Source organism: Geodermatophilus sp. SYSU D00691 (genome assembly GCF_054050275.1).
In genome coordinates this window covers 1-17,483 of record NZ_JBJGYZ010000041.1, presented here as the reverse complement: position 1 = coordinate 17,483, position 17,483 = coordinate 1, and the positions used below count along the sequence as shown (strand labels likewise).

21 protein-coding genes are annotated in these 17,483 nt (G+C 74.8%); 8 read left to right on the top strand and 13 right to left on the bottom strand.

Going from position 1 to position 17,483, the window contains the following annotated elements:
- Position 1: 1 nt before the first annotated feature.
- From ACI797_RS23750 to ACI797_RS23720, 7 genes are read right to left on the bottom strand one after another with little or no spacing between them, the layout of a single operon-like run.
- Complete coding sequence (locus ACI797_RS23750; protein ID WP_456862059.1) at positions 2 to 745, bottom strand: GvpL/GvpF family gas vesicle protein; 744 nt, start codon at positions 743 to 745, stop codon at positions 2 to 4.
- A 2-nt stretch (positions 746 to 747) separates the two neighbouring features.
- Positions 748 to 1,188 carry a gas vesicle structural protein GvpA gene (locus ACI797_RS23745; RefSeq protein WP_456862056.1) on the bottom strand — a complete coding sequence of 147 codons (441 nt, stop codon included), beginning with the start codon at positions 1,186 to 1,188 and terminating at the stop codon, positions 748 to 750.
- Positions 1,185 to 1,487 (bottom strand): gas vesicle protein K, encoded by a 303-nt coding sequence (locus ACI797_RS23740; protein ID WP_456862055.1) that lies wholly within the window; start codon positions 1,485 to 1,487, stop codon positions 1,185 to 1,187. The genes ACI797_RS23745 and ACI797_RS23740 overlap by 4 nt, the downstream gene beginning before the upstream one ends.
- A complete protein-coding gene (gvpJ, locus tag ACI797_RS23735; protein WP_456541758.1) occupies positions 1,484 to 1,681 on the bottom strand; it encodes a gas vesicle protein GvpJ in 198 nt (65 codons plus the stop codon). The genes ACI797_RS23740 and gvpJ overlap by 4 nt, the downstream gene beginning before the upstream one ends.
- The gene (locus ACI797_RS23730; protein ID WP_456862052.1) at positions 1,674 to 2,660 is read right to left on the bottom strand and encodes a GvpL/GvpF family gas vesicle protein; all 987 of its coding nucleotides are present in this window, start codon (positions 2,658 to 2,660) and stop codon (positions 1,674 to 1,676) included. Before ACI797_RS23730 ends, gvpJ begins: the two co-directional genes overlap by 8 nt.
- A complete protein-coding gene (locus ACI797_RS23725; RefSeq protein ID WP_456862050.1) occupies positions 2,653 to 3,045 on the bottom strand; it encodes a gas vesicle protein in 393 nt (130 codons plus the stop codon). Before ACI797_RS23725 ends, ACI797_RS23730 begins: the two co-directional genes overlap by 8 nt.
- Positions 3,045 to 3,317, bottom strand: a complete 273-nt coding sequence (locus ACI797_RS23720) for a gas vesicle protein GvpO (protein ID WP_456541761.1) — start codon at positions 3,315 to 3,317, stop codon at positions 3,045 to 3,047. Before ACI797_RS23720 ends, ACI797_RS23725 begins: the two co-directional genes overlap by 1 nt.
- Before the next feature lie 261 nt (positions 3,318 to 3,578).
- Here ACI797_RS23720 and ACI797_RS23715 point away from each other — a divergent pair, with 261 nt between their 5' ends.
- Together ACI797_RS23715 and ACI797_RS23710 are read left to right on the top strand one after the other, a co-directional pair.
- Positions 3,579 to 3,959 (top strand): hypothetical protein, encoded by a 381-nt coding sequence (locus tag ACI797_RS23715; RefSeq protein WP_456862049.1) that lies wholly within the window; start codon positions 3,579 to 3,581, stop codon positions 3,957 to 3,959.
- Between the two features lie 74 nt (positions 3,960 to 4,033).
- Positions 4,034 to 5,569, top strand: a complete 1,536-nt coding sequence (locus ACI797_RS23710) for a signal peptidase I (protein ID WP_456862047.1) — start codon at positions 4,034 to 4,036, stop codon at positions 5,567 to 5,569.
- Position 5,570: 1 nt separating this feature from the next.
- Here ACI797_RS23710 and ACI797_RS23705 read toward each other — a convergent pair whose 3' ends face one another.
- Both ACI797_RS23705 and ACI797_RS23700 read right to left on the bottom strand, forming a co-directional pair.
- A complete protein-coding gene (locus ACI797_RS23705) occupies positions 5,571 to 6,161 on the bottom strand; it encodes a hypothetical protein (protein ID WP_456862045.1) in 591 nt (196 codons plus the stop codon).
- Positions 6,162 to 6,273: 112 nt separating this feature from the next.
- Positions 6,274 to 7,116 (bottom strand): SDR family NAD(P)-dependent oxidoreductase, encoded by an 843-nt coding sequence (locus ACI797_RS23700; protein ID WP_456862043.1) that lies wholly within the window; start codon positions 7,114 to 7,116, stop codon positions 6,274 to 6,276.
- Between ACI797_RS23700 and ACI797_RS23695 the strand changes: the two genes are divergently transcribed.
- Both ACI797_RS23695 and ACI797_RS23690 read left to right on the top strand, forming a co-directional pair.
- Complete coding sequence (locus ACI797_RS23695; RefSeq protein ID WP_456862041.1) at positions 7,001 to 7,588, top strand: TetR family transcriptional regulator; 588 nt, start codon at positions 7,001 to 7,003, stop codon at positions 7,586 to 7,588. The two genes, ACI797_RS23700 and ACI797_RS23695, sit on opposite strands and share 116 nt — an antisense overlap.
- Positions 7,589 to 7,634: 46 nt before the next feature.
- Positions 7,635 to 8,684, top strand: coding sequence for a zinc-binding dehydrogenase (locus tag ACI797_RS23690; RefSeq protein ID WP_456862039.1), 1,050 nt, complete (start codon positions 7,635 to 7,637; stop codon positions 8,682 to 8,684).
- A gap of 60 nt (positions 8,685 to 8,744) precedes the next feature.
- Here ACI797_RS23690 and bar read toward each other — a convergent pair whose 3' ends face one another.
- A complete protein-coding gene (gene bar / locus ACI797_RS23685; RefSeq protein ID WP_456541768.1) occupies positions 8,745 to 9,848 on the bottom strand; it encodes a barbiturase in 1,104 nt (367 codons plus the stop codon).
- Between the two features lie 13 nt (positions 9,849 to 9,861).
- A complete protein-coding gene (locus tag ACI797_RS23680; protein ID WP_456862034.1) occupies positions 9,862 to 10,809 on the bottom strand; it encodes a carbamate kinase in 948 nt (315 codons plus the stop codon).
- Between the two features lie 237 nt (positions 10,810 to 11,046).
- Between ACI797_RS23680 and ACI797_RS23675 the strand changes: the two genes are divergently transcribed.
- Complete coding sequence (locus ACI797_RS23675; protein WP_456862032.1) at positions 11,047 to 12,180, top strand: sensor domain-containing phosphodiesterase; 1,134 nt, start codon at positions 11,047 to 11,049, stop codon at positions 12,178 to 12,180.
- A gap of 9 nt (positions 12,181 to 12,189) precedes the next feature.
- On the opposite strand, the gene ACI797_RS23670 is transcribed toward ACI797_RS23675, so the two are convergent.
- Positions 12,190 to 12,717 carry an N-acetyltransferase family protein gene (locus ACI797_RS23670; protein ID WP_456862030.1) on the bottom strand — a complete coding sequence of 176 codons (528 nt, stop codon included), beginning with the start codon at positions 12,715 to 12,717 and terminating at the stop codon, positions 12,190 to 12,192.
- A 41-nt stretch (positions 12,718 to 12,758) separates the two neighbouring features.
- Here ACI797_RS23670 and ACI797_RS23665 point away from each other — a divergent pair, with 41 nt between their 5' ends.
- On the top strand, positions 12,759 to 13,325 hold the full coding sequence (locus tag ACI797_RS23665; RefSeq protein ID WP_456862028.1) for a helix-turn-helix domain-containing protein: 567 nt from the start codon (positions 12,759 to 12,761) through the stop codon (positions 13,323 to 13,325).
- 4 nt (positions 13,326 to 13,329) lie between these two features.
- On the opposite strand, the gene ACI797_RS23660 is transcribed toward ACI797_RS23665, so the two are convergent.
- Positions 13,330 to 14,148, bottom strand: a complete 819-nt coding sequence (locus tag ACI797_RS23660) for a PHP domain-containing protein (RefSeq protein ID WP_456862026.1) — start codon at positions 14,146 to 14,148, stop codon at positions 13,330 to 13,332.
- A gap of 82 nt (positions 14,149 to 14,230) precedes the next feature.
- Here ACI797_RS23660 and ACI797_RS23655 point away from each other — a divergent pair, with 82 nt between their 5' ends.
- Entirely contained in the window at positions 14,231 to 16,462 is a 2,232-nt protein-coding gene (locus ACI797_RS23655) for a DEAD/DEAH box helicase (protein ID WP_456862024.1), read from the top strand.
- 49 nt (positions 16,463 to 16,511) lie between these two features.
- Positions 16,512 to 17,141, top strand: a complete 630-nt coding sequence (locus ACI797_RS23650; RefSeq protein ID WP_456862022.1) for an alpha-ketoglutarate-dependent dioxygenase AlkB — start codon at positions 16,512 to 16,514, stop codon at positions 17,139 to 17,141.
- Positions 17,142 to 17,483: the final 342 nt, after the last annotated feature.

Genomic DNA, 17,483 nt, shown 5'->3' with positions numbered 1-17,483 from the left:
CTCACCACCCCCATCTCGACCGCGGCTCGGGCTCCGGGCCCGCCGGCAGGTCGTCCAGGAAGCTGTAGATCGGTAGCGGGCCGACGTACTCGACCTCGGCGCGGCCGGCGGCCGCCTCGCGCAGCCGTGCCACGGCGGCGTCGGCGTCGGCGATGCGGTCGCGCCGCACGCACCACGCCGTGCGTCGCGCCTGCTCGTCGGCGGAGAGGACGGCGGAGCGCTCGGCGACGCCGGCCAGCTCCGCGGTCCACTCCTCGGTGAGCGCGGCCTGGGCGTCGGCGACCCGGGCGGCCACCGCCTCGCCCAGGGCCATCCGGTCGCCGAACCCGGCGCCCGGGGCCCGGCTGCGCGCGGCGAGGTGCTCGATCTCCGGGTCGTCGGCGGCGATGTCGGCGACGAGGGCGTCCGTGTCGAACAGGAGGTCCAGCCGCAGCTCCACCAGGTCGGCGACCGCGGCCAGCTGCTGCTCGAGCTGGTCGGCGGCGGGCGTGAGCACCTCCTCCCGGACGGCGTCGTCGTCCGGGGCCGTGGTGCCGAGCGGCAGCGGCAGCACCGGGACGTCGGCGGCCAGGGCCACCAGCAGGTCCAGGTGGGCGACCGCGTCGTCGGCCGTGAGGCCCGACTCGGGCGCCTCCGAGACGGCGGCGGCGAGCCCACCGGCGGCGACGACCCGCACCGGGCCGGCCTCCACCCGCTCGAGCACGTCCCGGTCGTGCTCGCGCAGGAGTCCGTGGACGAGCAGCACGATCAGCCCCGCGACGGCGCACGCCGCGACGCCGGGGCCCCGCGCTCCTCGCGCCGCCCGCCGTCGCCCCGGCCCTCGTCCTCCTCGTCGTCCCCGCGCCCGGTGATCGACCCGATGACCTCGCGGGCCTTCTCGCCGGCGCCCGACAGCGCGCCGCGGGTCTTGGCCTTGGAGCCGCCCTCGGACAGCTCGCGCATCAGGCCGGGCAGGCCGGCGACCTGGTCCTGCGGCTGCAGGTCGAGCCGGTTCACGGCCTCGGCGAAGCGCAGGTAGGTGTCGACGCTGGCGATCACGATGCGGGCGTCGATGGTCAGCAGCTCGATGCCGACGAGGGCCACGCGCACGTACGCGTCGATGACGATGCCCTTGTCGAGGACGACGTCGAGGACGTCGGCCAGGCTGCTGGGCCGGGGGGCGCGGTTGACGCTGCTGGCCATGGTCATGGGGTTCTCCTCATCGGTTCGGTGCGGGCGAGGCTTGCCAGGTCGAGCGGCAGGTACAGGTCGTTCGGGACGACGCCGAAGTGGTCGATCAGCTCGTCGAAGGTGTCCTCCAGTTGCATCAGGGCCTGTCCCAGGCGCTCGACCTGCTCATCGGAGAGGTCGCCGGACTCCACCCGGCGCAGCGCCTGGCGCTCCACCACCTGGCGCACCGCCTCGAGGAGGGTCACGACGAGCCGGCCGAGGCTGCGGCCGACGTCCTCGCCCGTGCCGGAGAGCCGGGTGCTGCGGGGAATGGTCACGACCGCACCTCCCCGGCCGAGTCGGCGACGGCGGTGAGCAGCAGGCGCAGGTCGAGGCGGACGAGGTCGATGCCGGCGAGGCAGATGGTCACGTCGCCGCTGACGTACGCGCCGCGGTGCACGACGCGGTCGAGCAGCTCCACCAGGCTGGTGCCGCCGGAGTCGCCGCCGAGGATGCCGGGCTGCTCACGCATCGCCGTCCTCCAGCGCGGCGAAGGAGTACGGCGGCCAGGGTCCGCTCACCTCGACCTCCAGGCCGTCGGGCTCCAGCCGCTCCCGCAGCTCCGCCGCGGCCGCGAGGAACGCCGTCTCGCCCTGCGGCGGGACCAGGAAGGCCATGTCGAGGAGGAGCGAGGAGCCGGGGGCGCCGCCCCGGCGGAGGGACTCGGCGACGTGCGGTCGCAGCGTCTCCTCGAGCAGCTCGGCGGCCTGCTCGGCGGCGGCCTCCGCCTGGTCGTGCCGCTGCAGCGCCTGGCGGCGGCGGGCCAGGTACTCGGTGCCGGTGACCCCGGCCCGGTCGGCCGGCCGGGGCCCGGCCGGCACCGGCTCCGCGTCGAGCCGGCGGACCAGCTTGACGCCCCACTCGCGGGTGTCGCCGATGCGCCCCAGCTGCGCCCGGGCGGCCGCGCCGTGCGCCTCGAGCAGCCGGTGGGCGCCGGTCTCGTCGGGGACGACGGTCCCGAACCGCAGCGGCAGCACCGGCCCCACCCCGGCGGCGGCCCGGACGACGGCGTCGTGGCCGCGGGCGAGCGTGGCCAGCCGGCCGCTCTCGGACAGGTCGTCCTCGTCGATCCGCAGCTGGTCGGGTGTGACCCGGCTGACCAGCAGGGCCAGGTCCCCGTCGGTCACCCGCTCCAGCGGCGCCCCGGTCAGCGCCGGTACCTCGGCCGGCAGCGGCAGGGCGGCGAGGGTGATGCCGTACGCGTACAGCGCCTCGCGGGGCTCGTCGTCCATCTGGTCGTCCGGATGGAAGGCCGGTCCCGGGGGCGGTGCCTCCGGCGGCCGGGGCTCCGGGGTGGCCGCGGGGACCGCCGCGGTCAGGGCCTGGGCGACGATCGCGTCGGTCAGCAGGTCGGCCAGCCGGGCGACGGCCCGCTCGCGGGCGCGCTCCAGCGCCGCCGCCAGCACGTCGGGGACGGCGTCGCGGGCCATCCGCTCGAGCTCGTCACCCACGGTCGCCCTCCTCGGGGAGGGCCTTCGGGGCGGCGGCGCCGTCCTCCAGGCCGGCGCGGCGCACGAGCTCCTCGAGCTGCGCGACCCGCTCGCGCAGCGCGCGGGTCTCCTCCTCGTCCCGCTGCTCGACCGCGGCCTGCCCGGAGAAGAACGGGTCGCGGCTCCACCAGTCCATGCCCATCTCGCGGGCGGTCTCCGCGGAGGAGACGAACAGCCGCAGCTTGAGCGTGAGCAGCTCGATGTCCAGGACGTTCACGACGATGTCGCCGGCGATGACGATGCCCTTGTCGAGCACGCGCTCGAGCACGTCGGCGAGCGAGTCGGGCTGCCGGCCCAGGGCGCCGGAGCCGATCCCGCCGGCGCGGCGCAGCGCGGGTTCGCTCATCACTGGTCCACCGATCCGCGCACGAAGCGGCGCAGCCGCTCGTACCCGCACAGGTCGCCGTTGCCGTCGAGGTCCACCCGGTAGGTGGCCATGACGCTGGTGGTGGACGGGATCCGCTCCAGCTCGACGACGTCGACGAGCACGGACCAGCCGTCCTTCTCCCGGCGCACACCTGTGGCCGCCGCCGGCTCCAGCTGCGTGAGCTCGGCGAACTGTTCCAGCGCGCTGCGGACCGCGCTGACGATCCCCCCGTTGTCTCTGCTCTCCGCCACGAGACAACCCTTTTCCGGTCGGCTTCCGAATCGTGGGGTCGCCTACCCGGAGCGACGTGCGGGCCAAACGAGCAGGTCGCCCGAAAGTGCGTCCGGTACGGAGCAGGACCGTCCGCTACCCCTCCGCGACGTCCCCTGTGGTCACTCAAGTCCCACCCGCACCGTGCCGATGACGGTGTGTCAGCACAGGAGCGCAGGCGTCACCGGACCGGGTGAAGGACCCGGCAAGCCGTGCGCGACATCCCACGGAAGGGAACCCCCATGATGCGCACGTCCAAGCTCGTGCTCGCGGGCGCCGGCATCGCCGCCGCCACCGCGGTCGGCTCGGCGTTCACCGCCAGCAACACCGTCGCTGCCAGCGTCGCCGGTTACGGCGAGGGCACCGTGACCGGTACCGCGGTAACCGACATCGACTACACCCCCGTCACCGGCGACGCCAGCCGGCTGGACTCCGTGGTCTTCACGACCACCGAGGACAACAGCGGCCGCAACGCCCGCCTGGTGCTGAAGAACAACGGGTCCGTGGTCGGCTCGCAGTACACCTGCTCGATCACGACGACGACGATCACCTGCAACCTCGGTGACGACCCGGCCTTCACCACGTTCAACACCGTCGGCCTCAGCGTCTACGACAACGAGTGACCCGTCCCCTCTTCTGACCGTCCGGGGCGGGCGGCCCACGCCGCCCGCCCCGGACCCGGACATCGGAGCCCTTCGTGCGCAAGGTCGTGCTCGCCCTCACCACCGTGCTGCTGGCAGCAGCCGGTTGGCTGCTGTGGCCGGCGACCCTCGGCGGGGGCACCAGCTACCTCCTCACCCACGGCGCCAGCATGGCGCCGCGCTTCGAGACCGGTGACCTGGCGGTCCTGCGGGCCACCGGCGACTACCGGGTCGGCGACGTCGTCGCGTACGACAGCCCCTCGCTCGGCACCACCGTCATGCACCGCATCGTCGAGCTCGACGGCGCCGGCTTCGTGACCCAGGGCGACAACAACGACTGGCTGGACCCCGATCGTCCGACCGCCGCCGACCTCACCGGCGAGCTGTGGCTGCACGTCCCCGGGGTCGGCTCGGCGATCGACGCCATGGTCTCCCCGTGGGTCCTCGCACTGGCTGCCCTCGCGGCGGTGGGCGTGCTGTGGCCGACCCGCCGCCCTCGAGGACGGCACCGGGGCGTCCCCCGCCCGGTGCGCGTCACCCGGAGCCGGTCCGCGCCGGCTCTCCCTCCGCACCTCCGTGGCCGCCTGCACCAGGTGGCACGCGGCGCCGGCGCCGCGACCGCGGGCGCCGCGATCGCCTCGGCCGTCCTCTTCGCCCTGCCGTCGACCGCGACAGAGGGACGTACGGTGCCGGTCACGCAGCAGGGCACCTTCGACTACGCGGGCACGGCGGCCCGCAGCACGACCTACCCGGACGGCGTGATCGCGACCGGCGATCCGGTCTACGTCCGGCTCGCGGGCCCGCTCACCGTCGCCTTCGCCCACACCGCCACCGGCGAGGGGATCGTGGCCGCGACGGGCACCCTGCGGCTGGACGTCGCACTCACGGCCCCGGATGGCTGGAGCGCCCCGCTCGCCGTCGGCGGGCCGGTCGCACTCCAGGACGGTGCGGGTACGGCCACGGTCGTCCTCGACCTTGCCGCCGCATCCGACCTGCTCGCGCGGCACAACGGCGAGGTCGGCGCGAGCGGCGAGAGCGCCACGCTCACGGTGACCCCCGTCGTCGACGCCGACGCCGTCGTGGACGGCGCCGACATCACGCTCGCGTCCTTCCCCGCGCTGTCCTTCGCGCTCGACTCCACCGCGCTACGGCTCCAAGGGGATGCAGCGGTCCTCGCGCCCTCCGCAGAGGCGTCGGCGACCGTCCAGCAGATCGTCCCGCGCACCTTCGACGTGTACGGCGTGGTCGTCCCTCTGCGCACGGCCCGCATGGCCGCCCTCGGCCTGCTGGCCGCCGCCGCGGCGGTCACCGCCCTGGCGCTGTGGTCCGGCCGCGCGCCGTCCGCCCTCGCCGGCCTCGACGAGCGCCTGGTGCCGGTCGGCTCGTTCACCCCCACCGGCACCGTCGTCGACGTCGCCGACCTCGCCGCCCTGCGGCGGCTGGCCGAGCGGTTCGACACCGTGGTGCTGCACGGCAGCGGTCCGGACGGCGAGACCTTCGCCGTCCAGGACGGCGCGACCACCTACCGCTGCACCGCGCCCGCCCCGGTCGCCCCGGTGGCCGCGCCGCGGGCGCGGCTGCGGATCGCCTGACCTACCAGAGGTCGTAGGTCACCGGCACGTTCGCCGGGGCGACGGTGAGCCGGTAGACGACGTCGAGGGCGAACTCCTCGCCGAACCCGCCGACCGCGCGCAGCACGTGCTCGCCCAGCGGCAGGCCGGGGACCAGCCCCCACAGCCCCCAGACGCGCATCTCCACCGGCTTGGTGCGCGACGTGATCGCGTTGAGCGCCTTGCCCGCGACGGGGAACGGCGCCGGCGTGTAGATCTCCTGCGGCTCGTACGCGACGCCGTCCACCGCGAGGGAGCCGGTGCCGCCCTCCGCGCGGAGCTCGCCGTCCTCGGCCCGGGCCCAGAAGTTGAGCAGCGGGATGAACAGGTCGCGGCCCTCGGGGACGACGCAGGCCCGCTCGACGCGCTTGCCGTAGGAGCCGGCCAGGAACCAGACGTCGTCGGGCTGGTTCGCGGCGCCGAACTCGCCGGTCTTGTCCTGGATCGGGTCGTCGATGCCGCCCGCGGCGACCCACTGCACCCAGCGGGCGGCCAGCCCCTCGGGGGACCGGGGGTCGTAGGGCAGCACCGGGGCCTCGCCGGCGGCCTGGCCACGGCGCGAGAAGAGCGACATGGCCGCGGAAGTTACGAACTGCTCCGGGCCGCGCGCGGCAGGCAGGCGGTGGCGGGGTCCCAGGGGTCCCGGGGGTGCCTCCCCGCACCAGGCGTCCGCCGGCCGCGCCGGGTCAGCGGGCCAGCGTGCCGAGGTCGACCGGCAGCTGGATGCCGGTGACGTGCCGCGACTCCTCGGAGGCCAGGAACGCCACGGCGTGGGCCATGTCCTCCGGCGTGGAGATCGGGTCGGGCAGCGACCCCATGGAGACCGGGCCGAGCGTCGCCGCGTACTTCTGGGTCAGCTCGAACATCTCTCTGGGCTGCATGCCCGTGGCCACGCCGTGCTTGCTGGCGGCGTAGTCGGCGAGGAACGGCAGCCCGCGCAGCCCCGCGACCGAGCTGGTGATGATGATCGAGCCGCCGGTGCCCTGCTCGATCAGCGTCGGCACCGTGGCCGTGACCGTGAGGAACGCGCCGGTGAGGTTGGTGGCGATCGTCTCCCGCCACTTCTCCACGGGGATCTCCCACGACATCGCGGCCGAGCAGATGCCCGCGTCGGCCACGACGACGTCGATCCGGCCGAGCTCGGCGACCCCCTCCTCCACGACCGCGGACAGCCCCCCGAAGTCGCGGATGTCGGCCGGGCGGGTGATGAAGCGGCGGCCTGCTCCTCGACCAGGCGGGCGGTCTCCTCGAGGTCCTCGACGGTCGGGCGGGGGTAGGACGTCGTCTCGGCGTCCCGGCAGGTGTCGAGGGCGATGACGTCGGCCCCCTCCGCGGCGCGCCGGACGGCGTGCGGGCGCCCCTGCCCCCGCGCCGCGCCGGTCCTGGCCAGGGGAAGCGGCTACCGTGACCGGCGTGCCAGCGCTGCCGGTCCGCGAGGCGAGGCGGCGCGAGAGCTGGCGGTCGCTGCAGGCGGCCGCCGTCGAGCTGGTCGGCCGCCGGGGCTTCACCGCCGTCACCGTCGACGACATCGCGGCGGCGGCCGGGGTCTCCCGCCGGACCTTCTTCAACCACTTCGCCACCAAGGCCGCCGCCCTGTTCGACCCCGATCCCGAGGACGCCGAGCGGCTCGAGCGGCTGCTCGACGAGGCGGACGGCGCCGCCGACGTGTGGGCCGCGCTGGGCGGGGTGTGGCTGTCCTACCTCACCGGCCACCGCCACCTGCTCGCCGTCCGCCGCCGCCTGGTGGACGACCCGGAGCTGTCGGCCTACCAGCGCACCGCCTACCGCCACGTCGAGGCGTCGATCGCCGGCTGGATGCACCGGCAGCTGCCCGGCGACGCCTACCTGGCCGCGCTGGTCGCCTACTCGTCGGGCGCGGTGGTCGGCGCGGCCTTCACCGCGTGGTCGCCGGACCAGCCGCCGGAGCAGCTCCTGGAGCTGGCCGACCGCGGCTTCCGCCAGCTGGCCGGCGCCGTCGTCCTCACCCCCGACCGCAGCTGACCCGCCGCTGACCGGCCGCCTCGCCGCGGCTGACACAGTGGCGGGCATGGCGGCGACGATGCGTGCCCAGCGCTTCTACAAGGCGACCCGCGAGTGGGCGGTCGAGGACGTGCCCGTCCCCGAGCCCGGCCCCGGCGAGGTGCTGGTCCAGGTGGAGTACTGCGGCATCTGCCACTCCGACCTCAGCCTGATCGACGGCGTCTTCGGCGGGCCCGGCGTCCCCGACGTGATCACCCAGGGGCACGAGGCCTCCGGGACGATCGCCGAGCTCGGCCCCGGCGTCGTCGGCTGGGCCGTGGGCGACCGCGTGGTCCCGGCCGCGGGCCGGCCCTGCGGCGTCTGCGAGTTCTGCCTGCACGGGCGGTTCGGCGAGTGCTCGAACCTGCGCCTGATGGCGTTCGCCTACGACGGCGCCTGGGCGGAGTACACGGTGGCGCAGGCGTTCGGCCTCACCCGGGTGCCCGACGGCGTCCCCATGGACCAGGCCGCGATCCTCGCCGACGCCGTCTCGACGCCGTTCGGCGCGGTCGTGCACACCGGGCAGGTCCGCATCGGCGAGGCGGTCGGCGTGTGGGGGATCGGCGGCGTCGGCACGCACGTCGTCCAGCTGGCCCGCCTCGTCGGCGCCCACCCGATCGTCGCGTTCGACCTCGGCGAGGAGGTCCGGGCGCGGGCGCTGGAGGTGGGCGCCGACCACGCCTTCGACTCCCGCGACCCCGATCTGCAGGCGCAGGTCGCCGCGGTGACGGGGGGCCGGCTGCTCGACGTCGCCTTCGACGCCGTCGGGCTCAAGGTCACGTTCGAGCAGGCGCTGCAGCTGATCCGCCCCGGCGGCCGGCTGGTGGGCGTGGGCATGAGCGGCCAGGACGTCTCGCTCGGCCCGACGATGGTGTTCAACCTGCTGCGCAAGCAGGTGCTGGGCCACCTCGGCTACAAGAACGAGGACATCGGCACGCTCGCCGCCCTCGTCGCCGCCGGCCGGCTGGACCTCTCGCGGTCGATCAGCGCCGTCGTCGGGCTGGAGGACCTCGGGGAGGGGATCCGCCGCCTGCACGAGCGCGACGGCAACCCCATCCGCATCCTCGTCAAGCCCTGAGACGACGACGGCCTGTCCCGCTCTCGGCGCCGAGAGCGGGACAGGCCGTCGTCAGGGAATTCAGGCCTTGACGATCGCGGCGACCGGGCCGCCGCCGGACGGGCCCTGGTGCACCGCCGCGACCGAGACGAACACCGCCGGGTCGCCGGTCACCGAGGCGGCGACACCGCCGACGGTGGCCTTGATCTGCCGGTGCCAGAAGACGTCGGAGTCGTCGAGCATCGCGTTGCGCCGGCCGCGGACGTAGCCGGTGGGGTCGGCCTCGCACTTGAGGAAGACGTTGACCAGCCGGTCGCCCAGGTCGCTGACGTGCGGGCGCTCGGGCAGGTCGAGACCGGCCTGGCGGATGGCGTCCCAGATGCCGTCCTGGTCCAGGGCGTCCTTCATCACCGAGTGGCCGATCCGGTAGTTGCCCCCGTGGCCGCGGGCGTTGCCGACGACGACGATCTGCGCCCGGTCCAGCTCGACGCCCGAGGAGCAGGAGGCGACCGCGCTGTAGAGCGACAGGTCGCGCATGACCTGCTCCTGCTTCGGCATCTCGATCTCGCCGAGGGCGACGGCGATGCCGAGCGCCGTGGTGCCGTTGGACAGGTCCATCGAGCCGTGCGGCTCGTCGTAGTAGGTGTCCTTGCCGCGGTTCTTCGCGTCGCGGATCGTCTCGATGGTCAGCAGCGGCGTCTTCGTCTGCACGTAGTGGACGTCGGCGGGGTCGGTGATGCCGGCCTCGGCCATCGCCCGGCGCACGCCCTCGGCCACCTTCTCGACCATGGAGATCCGGCCGATGTCCTCGGGCAGGAGGACGTCGCTCATCGCGTACCCGACGGTCAGCCGCGGCTCGTCGGTCTTCTCGACGGCGTCCTCGGGCAGCGTGGCGAAGATCGTGGCGTGCGGGCTGATGACGCCGTCGGTGCCGCCCGACCAGACGATCGGGATCTGCGCGACGTCCTCCTTGCTGCGGGTGCCCTTCTCCAGCAGCACCTCGCGGAAGGCCCGGTCGGCGATGATCCGCGTGTAGTCGTTGACGCCGCCGTTGCCCTCGGTCTTGCCGATCACGGCGATGACCCGGTCGGCCTCCATGACGCCGTCGTCGATGAGCTTGGCGAGCTCGGAGGCGTCGCTGACGTTGTGCAGCGGGACCTTGCGGACCTCGATCGGTGCGGGCATCGGTTTCCTCTTCCTAGACGGACAGAACTGTTCCGACGTCGTCACCGGTGACGGCGTCGGCGATGTGCTCGAGGGACGTGATGACGGAACGGGACCCGCCCCGCTCCACGAACCGCAGGGCGGCCTCGACCTTGGGGCCCATGCTGCCGCGGGCGAACTGGCCGGCGGCGGCGTGCTCCCGCAGCTCGGCCGCGGTGACCCGGCCGAGCGGCCGCTGGGCCGGCGTGCCGTAGTCGATCATCACGTGGGGGACGTCGGTGGCGATGACCAGCGTGTCCGCGCCCAGCTGGTGCGCCAGGATCGCCGCGGTCAGGTCCTTGTCGATGACGGCCTCGACGCCGCGCAGGGCGGTCGCCCCCGCTCCGTCGCCCACGACCGGGACCCCGCCCCCGCCGGCGCACACGACGACGAAACCGGCCTGGGCGAGCGCGTGGATGGCCGGGTAGTCGACGACCGACCGCGGCTCGGGGGAGGCGACGACGCGGCGCCAGCCGCGCTCGCCGCGGTCCTCCCAGGTCTGGCCCAGCGCGATGAACCGCTCCGCGTGCTCGCGCGGCAGGAAGCGGCCGACCGGCTTGGACGGGTCGGCGAACCCGGGGTCGTCGGGGTCGACGAGGGTGCGGGTGACCAGGGCGGCGGTGCGCCGGTCCAGCCCGCGGGCGGCCAGCGCCGCGTCGAGCTCGTCGCACAGGGTGAAGCCGATCGTGGCCTGGGTCTGCGCGACGTTCCAGTCCAGCGGCACCGGCGGGACCTCGTGCGCGGCGAGCTCGTTCTTGACCAGCAGGTTGCCCACCTGCGGGCCGTTGCCGTGGGTCAGCACCACCTCGACGCCGGCGGCGACCACCTCGGCGACGTGGTCGGAGGCCGCGGCGATGGCGTCCCGCTGGGCAAGCGGGGTGGCCGACCCGTCGGGGCCGGTCATCGCATTGCCGCCGAGGGCGATGACGACGCGCGCGGACACGGGAGAGACCCTAGCCGCAAGTTTCTTAGCGGTGAAGTACTTCGTCCGAGACCGCACGGGGCCGCAAGGTGGTGGCGATCGGCCGCCGTTCGGTACAGACTCCCGGGCAGAGCCGGCTCCCCACGTCTCGCTGTCGGGACGGCTCGGCCCAGCAGCGGCGAGCCGGTAGGGAGGCGGAGCGGACCTGTGTCTGCCCCAGCAGGGAGCGTCCTGGACCGCATCGTCGGGGACCCCTGGGTGACCTGGCTGCTGGACACCGCGCGCGAGCGGGTCGGCACCGACGTCGCCTACCTGGCCGACTTCACCGACCGGGAGCAGCGCGTCCGGCTGGTGGCCGGCCACCTCGACACCGTCGACATCGCGGCGGGGCTCTCGGCCCCGATCGAGGGCACGTTCTGCGTGCGCGTCCTCTCCGGGCTGGTCCCGCCGGTCGTGAACGCGGCCGGCCGCGACAGCCGCACCCGCGACCTGGCCGAGCCGGTCGGCATCGGCGCCTACGTGGGTGCCCCGATCCGGGCCGCCGACGGCCGGGCGGTGGGCATGCTCTGCTGCCTCAGCCAGAGCGAGCGCGCGCAGCTCGACGCCGACTCCGCCCGCTTCGTCGAGTTCCTCGCCGAACTGGTCAGCCAGCGCATCGGCGTGCTGGACGACGAGGAGCGGGCCCGCGACCGGTTCGTCGAGGAGCTGCCGGGCCGGGGCATGCGCACGGTCTTCCAGCCGATCGTGGAGATCGGCAGCGGCCGGACCGTCGCCTACGAGGCGCTGACCCGGTTCGACGGCGCCGACACGGCGACGGTCTTCGCGCAGGCCGCGCTCAGCGGGCGGGGCACCATCATCGAGCGCGTCGCGCTGGCCGCGGTGCTCGACGTCCTGGACGCGCGGCCGCTCGACGTCCCGGTCTCGGTGAACCTCTCGCCCGACGCGCTGGTCGACGCCGACGTCCTCGACCTCCTGCTCACCGACCGCCCGCAGGTCGTCGGCGTGGAGATCACCGAGCACCGCCCGATCCGCGACTACACCGCCGTCCTGCGGGTGCGCGAGCGGCTGCGGCGGGCGGGCCTGCCGGTCAGCGTGGACGACGCCGGCGCCGGCTACGCCTCGCTGCGGCACGTCCTGCGGCTGGAGCCCGACACCATCAAGCTCGACGCCGGTATCGTCAGCGGGGTGCACGCCGACCCGGCCCGGCAGGCGCTGGTGACGGCGATGGTCGGCTTCGCCGAGGGCATCGGCGCGTCGGTGGTGGCGGAGGGCGTCGAGGTCCCCGCCGAGCGTGACCTGCTCGCCGCCCGCGGGATCCAGCTCGGTCAGGGCTGGCTGTGGGGCCGCCCCGGTCCGCTGCCGGCCGAGGACGCGCTGCCCGAGGCCGGCTGAGCCGGCGCGTCAGCGGGGCTCGGCGGGCGGGTCCTCGCCGTCGGTCAGGCTCTTCTGCAGCCACGTCACGTCGTGCCAGCCGCTCAGCTTCCAGCCGATGGCGCGGTAGGTGCCGACCGGCTCGAAGCCCAGCGCCCGGTGCAGCCCCTCGCTGGCGGGGTTGGGCAGCGTGACGCCCGCGACGGCGGTGCGGTAGCCGCGGGCCACCAGCCGGTCGAACAGCGCCTCGTAGAGCGCCCGGCCCGCCCCGGTGCGCCGCCGTCCCGGCTCGAGGTAGACGCTCACCGCGCAGGCCCACCGGTAGGCCGCGCGCTCGTTCCACGGGACGCCGTAGGCGAACCCGGCGACCCGGCCGCCGTCCTCGAGGACGAGCCAGGCGTGGGCCTGCCGGGCGCGGGCGATCCGGGCGCTCATCTCGGTCGCCGTCGGCGGCTCGTACTCGAAGGTGATGACGGTGTCGGCGACGTACGGCGCGTAGACGGCGGCGCAGGCGGCGCCGTCGTCCGGCGAGGCGTCCCGGATCGCGAAGGCGCTCACGGATTACGAAAGTAGCCGCTCCCGCTCCTATGGTGAGCACCGTGACCGATCCACTGACCGCGTCGCTGGCCGGGACGCTGCGCTCCGCCCGGCGCGCACGGGGCTGGTCGGCCGCCGTCCTGGCCGAGCGGTCGGGCGTCTCGCGGGCGATGATCGGCAAGGTGGAGCGCGGCGAGGCGCAGCCGACCGCGGCGCTCCTCGGGAGGCTGTCGGGGGCGCTGGGCATGACCCTGTCCGAGCTCGTGGCCCGGGCGGAGGGCGGCGCTCCCCGCCGGCTGGCGCGGCGGGCAGAGCAGCCGACCTGGACCGACCCCGCCACCGGCTCCCTGCGCCGCGCGGTCTCGCCGTCGACGGGCGGGCCGCTCGAGCTGGTCGAGGTCACCCTCCCGGCCGGGGCCGAGGTCGCCTACCCGGCCGACTCCTACGCCTTCACGCACCACCAGATCTGGGTGCTCGAGGGCCGGCTCGCGTTCCGGGAGGGGGAGGTCGTGCACGAGCTGGCCGCCGGGGACTGCCTGGAGCTCGGCGAGCCGCAGCCGTGCGCCTACCTCAACCCGGGCCCGGCGAGCTGCCGCTACCTGGTCGCGGTGACCCGCCGGCCGGCCTGACCGGTCAGCGCCGCCAGAAGTCGAACCGGTCGCGGCCGGGCCGGAAGCCGGCGGACTCGACGACGTCGACGGCGAGGTCGAACCGCTGCCCGACCGACCGCGGCTGGTGTGCGTCGCTGCCGAAGCTGACCGCCTCCCCGCCCTCCTCGCGGAACCAGCGCACGAGGTCGGCCGAGGCCAGCGGGCTGCTCGTGTTGACCTCCAGTGCCCGGCCGGTGCCGGCGAGCGCGCGGAACGCCGCCCGGTACTCCTCCTCGAAGTCCTTCTCGACGAACCGGTGCGTCCCGCCCGGCCAGTACCGGCGCGGGAAGTCGACGTGCGCGAGCACCTGGAAGACGTCGCTGGACTCGACCATGTCCACCACCTCGGCCAGGTAGCGGCGCATCGTCCCGACGGGGTCGGACCACAGCAGCCGGGTGACGCCGACCAGGTGACCGTCGAGCTCGAGGGAGTGCAGCGAGCCGAGGACGCGGTCGACCGGCGACAGCTCCAGGTGCCGGCCGATGCTGGCGGCGAACAGGTGCGGCTCGCCGGCCTCGATGCCCGACCAGATCCGCAGCTCGGGGAAGCGCTCGCGGCACTCCGCGATGTCGGCGAAGTAGCCCTCCACGTCGATGGGCAGCTGCTGGCCGGGGTGCCGGCCGAGCAGCCCGGACGTCGTGGCGAGGTCCTCGTCGTGCCAGACGGTGAAGTCGAGGTGCTCGGTGAAGGCGATCGCCGGCAACCCCTCGGCGACCGCCCGCGTGCAGGCGCTGATCATCGAGGCCGAGTCGGCGGTGTCCCACGACCACTCGGTGTGCACGTGGTTGTCCGGCGGTCGCATCACCGTCGATTCTGCTCCCCGTCCCCAGCTCGTGGTGCCGCGACCCCGCTCCGGTCGGTGGCCGTGCCTACTGTCGGACCCCGTGAGCACCGCTGTCGCGCCGTCCGGGCTGTCCACCTCCGTCGGGGAGGAGGCCCTCGCCGTCCTGCGCGAGCTGACCGGCCGTCCCGACGCCGTCTTCCGCGAGGGGCAGGATGTCGCCGTCGCCGCGCTGGTCGAGCACGGCCAGCGGGCGCTGGTCGTGCAGCGCACCGGCTGGGGGAAGTCCGCGGTCTACTTCGTCTCCACCGCCCTGCTGCGCCGCCGGGGCACCGGCCCGACGCTGCTGGTCTCCCCGCTGCTGGCGCTCATGCGCGACCAGGTGGCGGCCGCGTCGCGGGCCGGCATCCGGGCCGTCGAGATCTCCAGCGCCAACGCCACCGAGTGGGACGACGTCGCCGCGCGGCTGGCCGCCGACGAGGTCGACGTGCTGCTCGTCTCCCCGGAGCGGCTCACCAACCCGAGGTTCCGCGAGGAGCAGCTGCCCGACCTCGTCCGCCGCTGCGGCCTGCTGGTCGTCGACGAGGCGCACTGCGTCTCCGACTGGGGGCACGACTTCCGGCCGGACTACCGGCGCATCCGCGACCTGCTCGGTTCGCTGCCCGCGGGCACCCCCGTGCTGGCCACCACCGCCACCGCCAACGAGCGCGTCGTGGCCGACGTGGCCGAGCAGCTCGGCGCCGGCGGCGTCGAGGTGACGACGGTGCGCGGCCCGCTGGCCCGCGACTCCCTGCGCCTCGGCGTGCTGCGGCTGCCCACCGACCGGGCCCGGCTGGCCTGGCTGGCGGCCCACCTGGGCGACCTGCCGGGCAGCGGCATCGTCTACACGCTCACCGTCGCGGCGGCGGAGGAGACCGCCTCGTTGCTGCGGGACGCGGGGTACGACGTGCGCGCCTACACCGGCCGCCTCGACGACGCCGACCGGCGGGAGGCCGAGGAGGCGCTGCGCTCCAACACGGTGAAGGCGCTGGTCGCCACCTCGGCGCTGGGCATGGGCTTCGACAAGCCCGACCTCGGCTTCGTCGTCCACCTCGGGGCGCCGTCGTCCCCGGTCAGCTACTACCAGCAGGTCGGCCGCGCCGGCCGCGCGGTCGACAAGGCCGACGTCCTCCTGCTGCCCGGCCCGGAGGACCTGGCGATCTGGCAGTGGTTCGCCACCTCGTCCATGCCGCGGGAGGACCACGCGGCGGCGGTGCTCACGGCGCTGGCCGACGGCGGGGCGTGGTCGGTGGCGCGGCTGGAGACGGTCGCCGACGTCCGCCGCTCGCGGCTGGAGCTGCTGCTCAAGGTGCTCGCGGTCGACGGCGCCGTCGAGCGGGTCCAGGGCGGCTGGCGCTCGACCGGGCAGCCGTGGGTCTACGACGCCGACCGCTACGCCCGGGTGCACCGGACCCGGGAGGCGGAGCAGCGGGCCATGATCGCCTACGCCCGCCCGGTCGACGAGGCGCAGTGCCGCATGGCCTTCCTCCAGGAGGCGCTCGACGACCCCACCGCCGCGCCGTGCGGCCGCTGCGACGTCTGCGCCGGCCCCTGGTACCCGGTCGACGTCCCGGCGGGCGCGGCCGAGGCCGCCGCCGCGGTGCTCGACCGGCCCGGCGTCGAGCTCGCGCCGCGGGCCCAGTGGCCCACCGGCGCCGACCGGCTCGGCGTGGGCGTGAAGGGGAAGATCGCCGCCGACGAGCAGGTCCAGCCCGGCCGGGCGATCGCCCGGCTCACCGACCTCGGCTGGGGCCAGCGGCTGCGCACGCTGCTCGGTGACGACGGCGTCGGCGGGGTGGTCGACCTGGAGGCGCCGGGGATCGAGGAGGACCCGGACGCGGCCTTCGACGTGCCCGTCCGCCGGGCCGTGACCGACCGTGCTCCGGACGAGGAGCTCATGACCGCGTGCGCGAGAGTCCTCAAGGCCTGGGACTGGGCCGAGCGCCCCGGGGCCGTGGTCGCCATGCCGTCACGCCGCCGGCCGCAGCTGATCACCGGCGTGGCCGAGGGGTTGGGGCGGATGGGCCGGTTGCCCTACCTCGGTGCGCTCTCGCTGGCGCACGGCGGGCCGACCGGCCAACCCGGCGGGAACAGCGCCTTCCGCCTGGCCGGGGTGTGGGAGCGCATCGTCGTCGGGCCGGAGCTCGCCGAGGCGCTGCGGTCGATCGGGGACGCCCCGGTGCTGCTCGTCGACGACCTCGCCGACTCGCGGTGGACGGTGACGGTGGCCGGCCGTGCGCTGCGGCGGGCCGGAGCTGCGGGGGTCCTGCCGTTCGTCCTCGCGCTCACCGCCTGAATCCACAGCTTTTCGCACACATGTGCGAAACCTGCGCTAGCGTGCAGCCATGACGCTGGCGCACCAGCCCTCGATGTGGGACCTGGCCGAGGAGGCCGCCCTCACCCCGCTGGCCGGCTCGGTGGTGCGGCACACGCTGAGCAGCGGCGCGTGGGTCGACCACCTGCCGGGCTGGGTCACCGGCTCCGACGCCGTGCTCGAGGTGCTGCTCGGCGACATCGGCTGGCGGGCCGACCGCCGGCAGATGTACGAGCGCGAGGTCGCCGTGCCCCGCCTGCTGCGCTGGTACGGCGGGCACGAGGAGCTGCCGCACCCGCTGCTCACCGAGGCGCGGGAGGCGCTGAACCGGTACTACGCACCAGAGCTCGGCGAGCCGTTCGTGTCCGCGGGGATGTGCCTGTACCGGGACGGGCGCGACAGCGTCGCCTGGCACGGCGACCGGATCGGCCGCGGCCGGACCCAGGACACGATGGTCGCGATCGTGTCGTTCGGCTCGCCGCGGCCGCTGATGCTGCGACCCGTGGGCGGCGGGGAGAGCGTCCGTTTCCCCCTGGGGCACGGGGACCTCGTCGTCATGGGCGGCTCCTGCCAGCGCACGTGGGAGCACTGCATCCCCAAGACGGCGAAGCCCGTCGGACCGCGGGTCAGCGTGCAGTTCCGCCCCGCCGGGGTGGCCTGAGAACGGGACGGCGCCGCGTCGCCGGGGGGCCTTCGGGACCCCCCGTGCACGCCCCTCCGGGGACGTGTATGGTTCTTCCTGCACCGAGCGAGAACGGACCGGGCCGCAAGGCCTGGGAAACCGCCGGCCGAGCCCCTGAGGTTCGACTGCTGCGGAGCCCGGTGTACAGTGGGGACACCGCCGCGAACAAAGGCCGCAAAACGGCTGGAGATCGCGCGCGTCCGCTCCTTGAGAACTCAACAGCGTGCCGAAAGTCAGTGCCAAGTAACAACCCCCGATGCCCCGGCTCGTTTCGGGTTGGGGTGGGGATTCCTTTGGTTGATTGACATCAAGAGTGCTAGC

Bases quoted from the DNA above. Each gene is read 5' to 3' on its own strand.
- ACI797_RS23690 (WP_456862039.1), top strand. From the start codon at position 7,635: ATGGCGGCGACGATGCGTGCCCAGCGCTTCTACAAGGCGACCCGCGAG.
- gvpJ (WP_456541758.1), bottom strand. From the start codon at position 1,681: ATGCGTGAGCAGCCCGGCATCCTCGGCGGCGACTCCGGCGGCACCAGC.
- ACI797_RS23745 (WP_456862056.1), bottom strand. From the start codon at position 1,188: ATGACCATGGCCAGCAGCGTCAACCGCGCCCCCCGGCCCAGCAGCCTG.
- ACI797_RS23660 (WP_456862026.1), bottom strand. From the start codon at position 14,148: ATGCGACCGCCGGACAACCACGTGCACACCGAGTGGTCGTGGGACACC.
- ACI797_RS23650 (WP_456862022.1), top strand. From the start codon at position 16,512: ATGACGCTGGCGCACCAGCCCTCGATGTGGGACCTGGCCGAGGAGGCC.
- ACI797_RS23705 (WP_456862045.1), bottom strand. From the start codon at position 6,161: ATGTCGCTCTTCTCGCGCCGTGGCCAGGCCGCCGGCGAGGCCCCGGTG.
- ACI797_RS23700 (WP_456862043.1), bottom strand. From the start codon at position 7,116: ATGTCGTCGACGGTGACGGCGGTGAAGCCCCGGCGGCCGACCAGCTCG.
- ACI797_RS23725 (WP_456862050.1), bottom strand. From the start codon at position 3,045: ATGAGCGAACCCGCGCTGCGCCGCGCCGGCGGGATCGGCTCCGGCGCC.
- ACI797_RS23715 (WP_456862049.1), top strand. From the start codon at position 3,579: ATGATGCGCACGTCCAAGCTCGTGCTCGCGGGCGCCGGCATCGCCGCC.
- bar (WP_456541768.1), bottom strand. From the start codon at position 9,848: ATGCCCGCACCGATCGAGGTCCGCAAGGTCCCGCTGCACAACGTCAGC.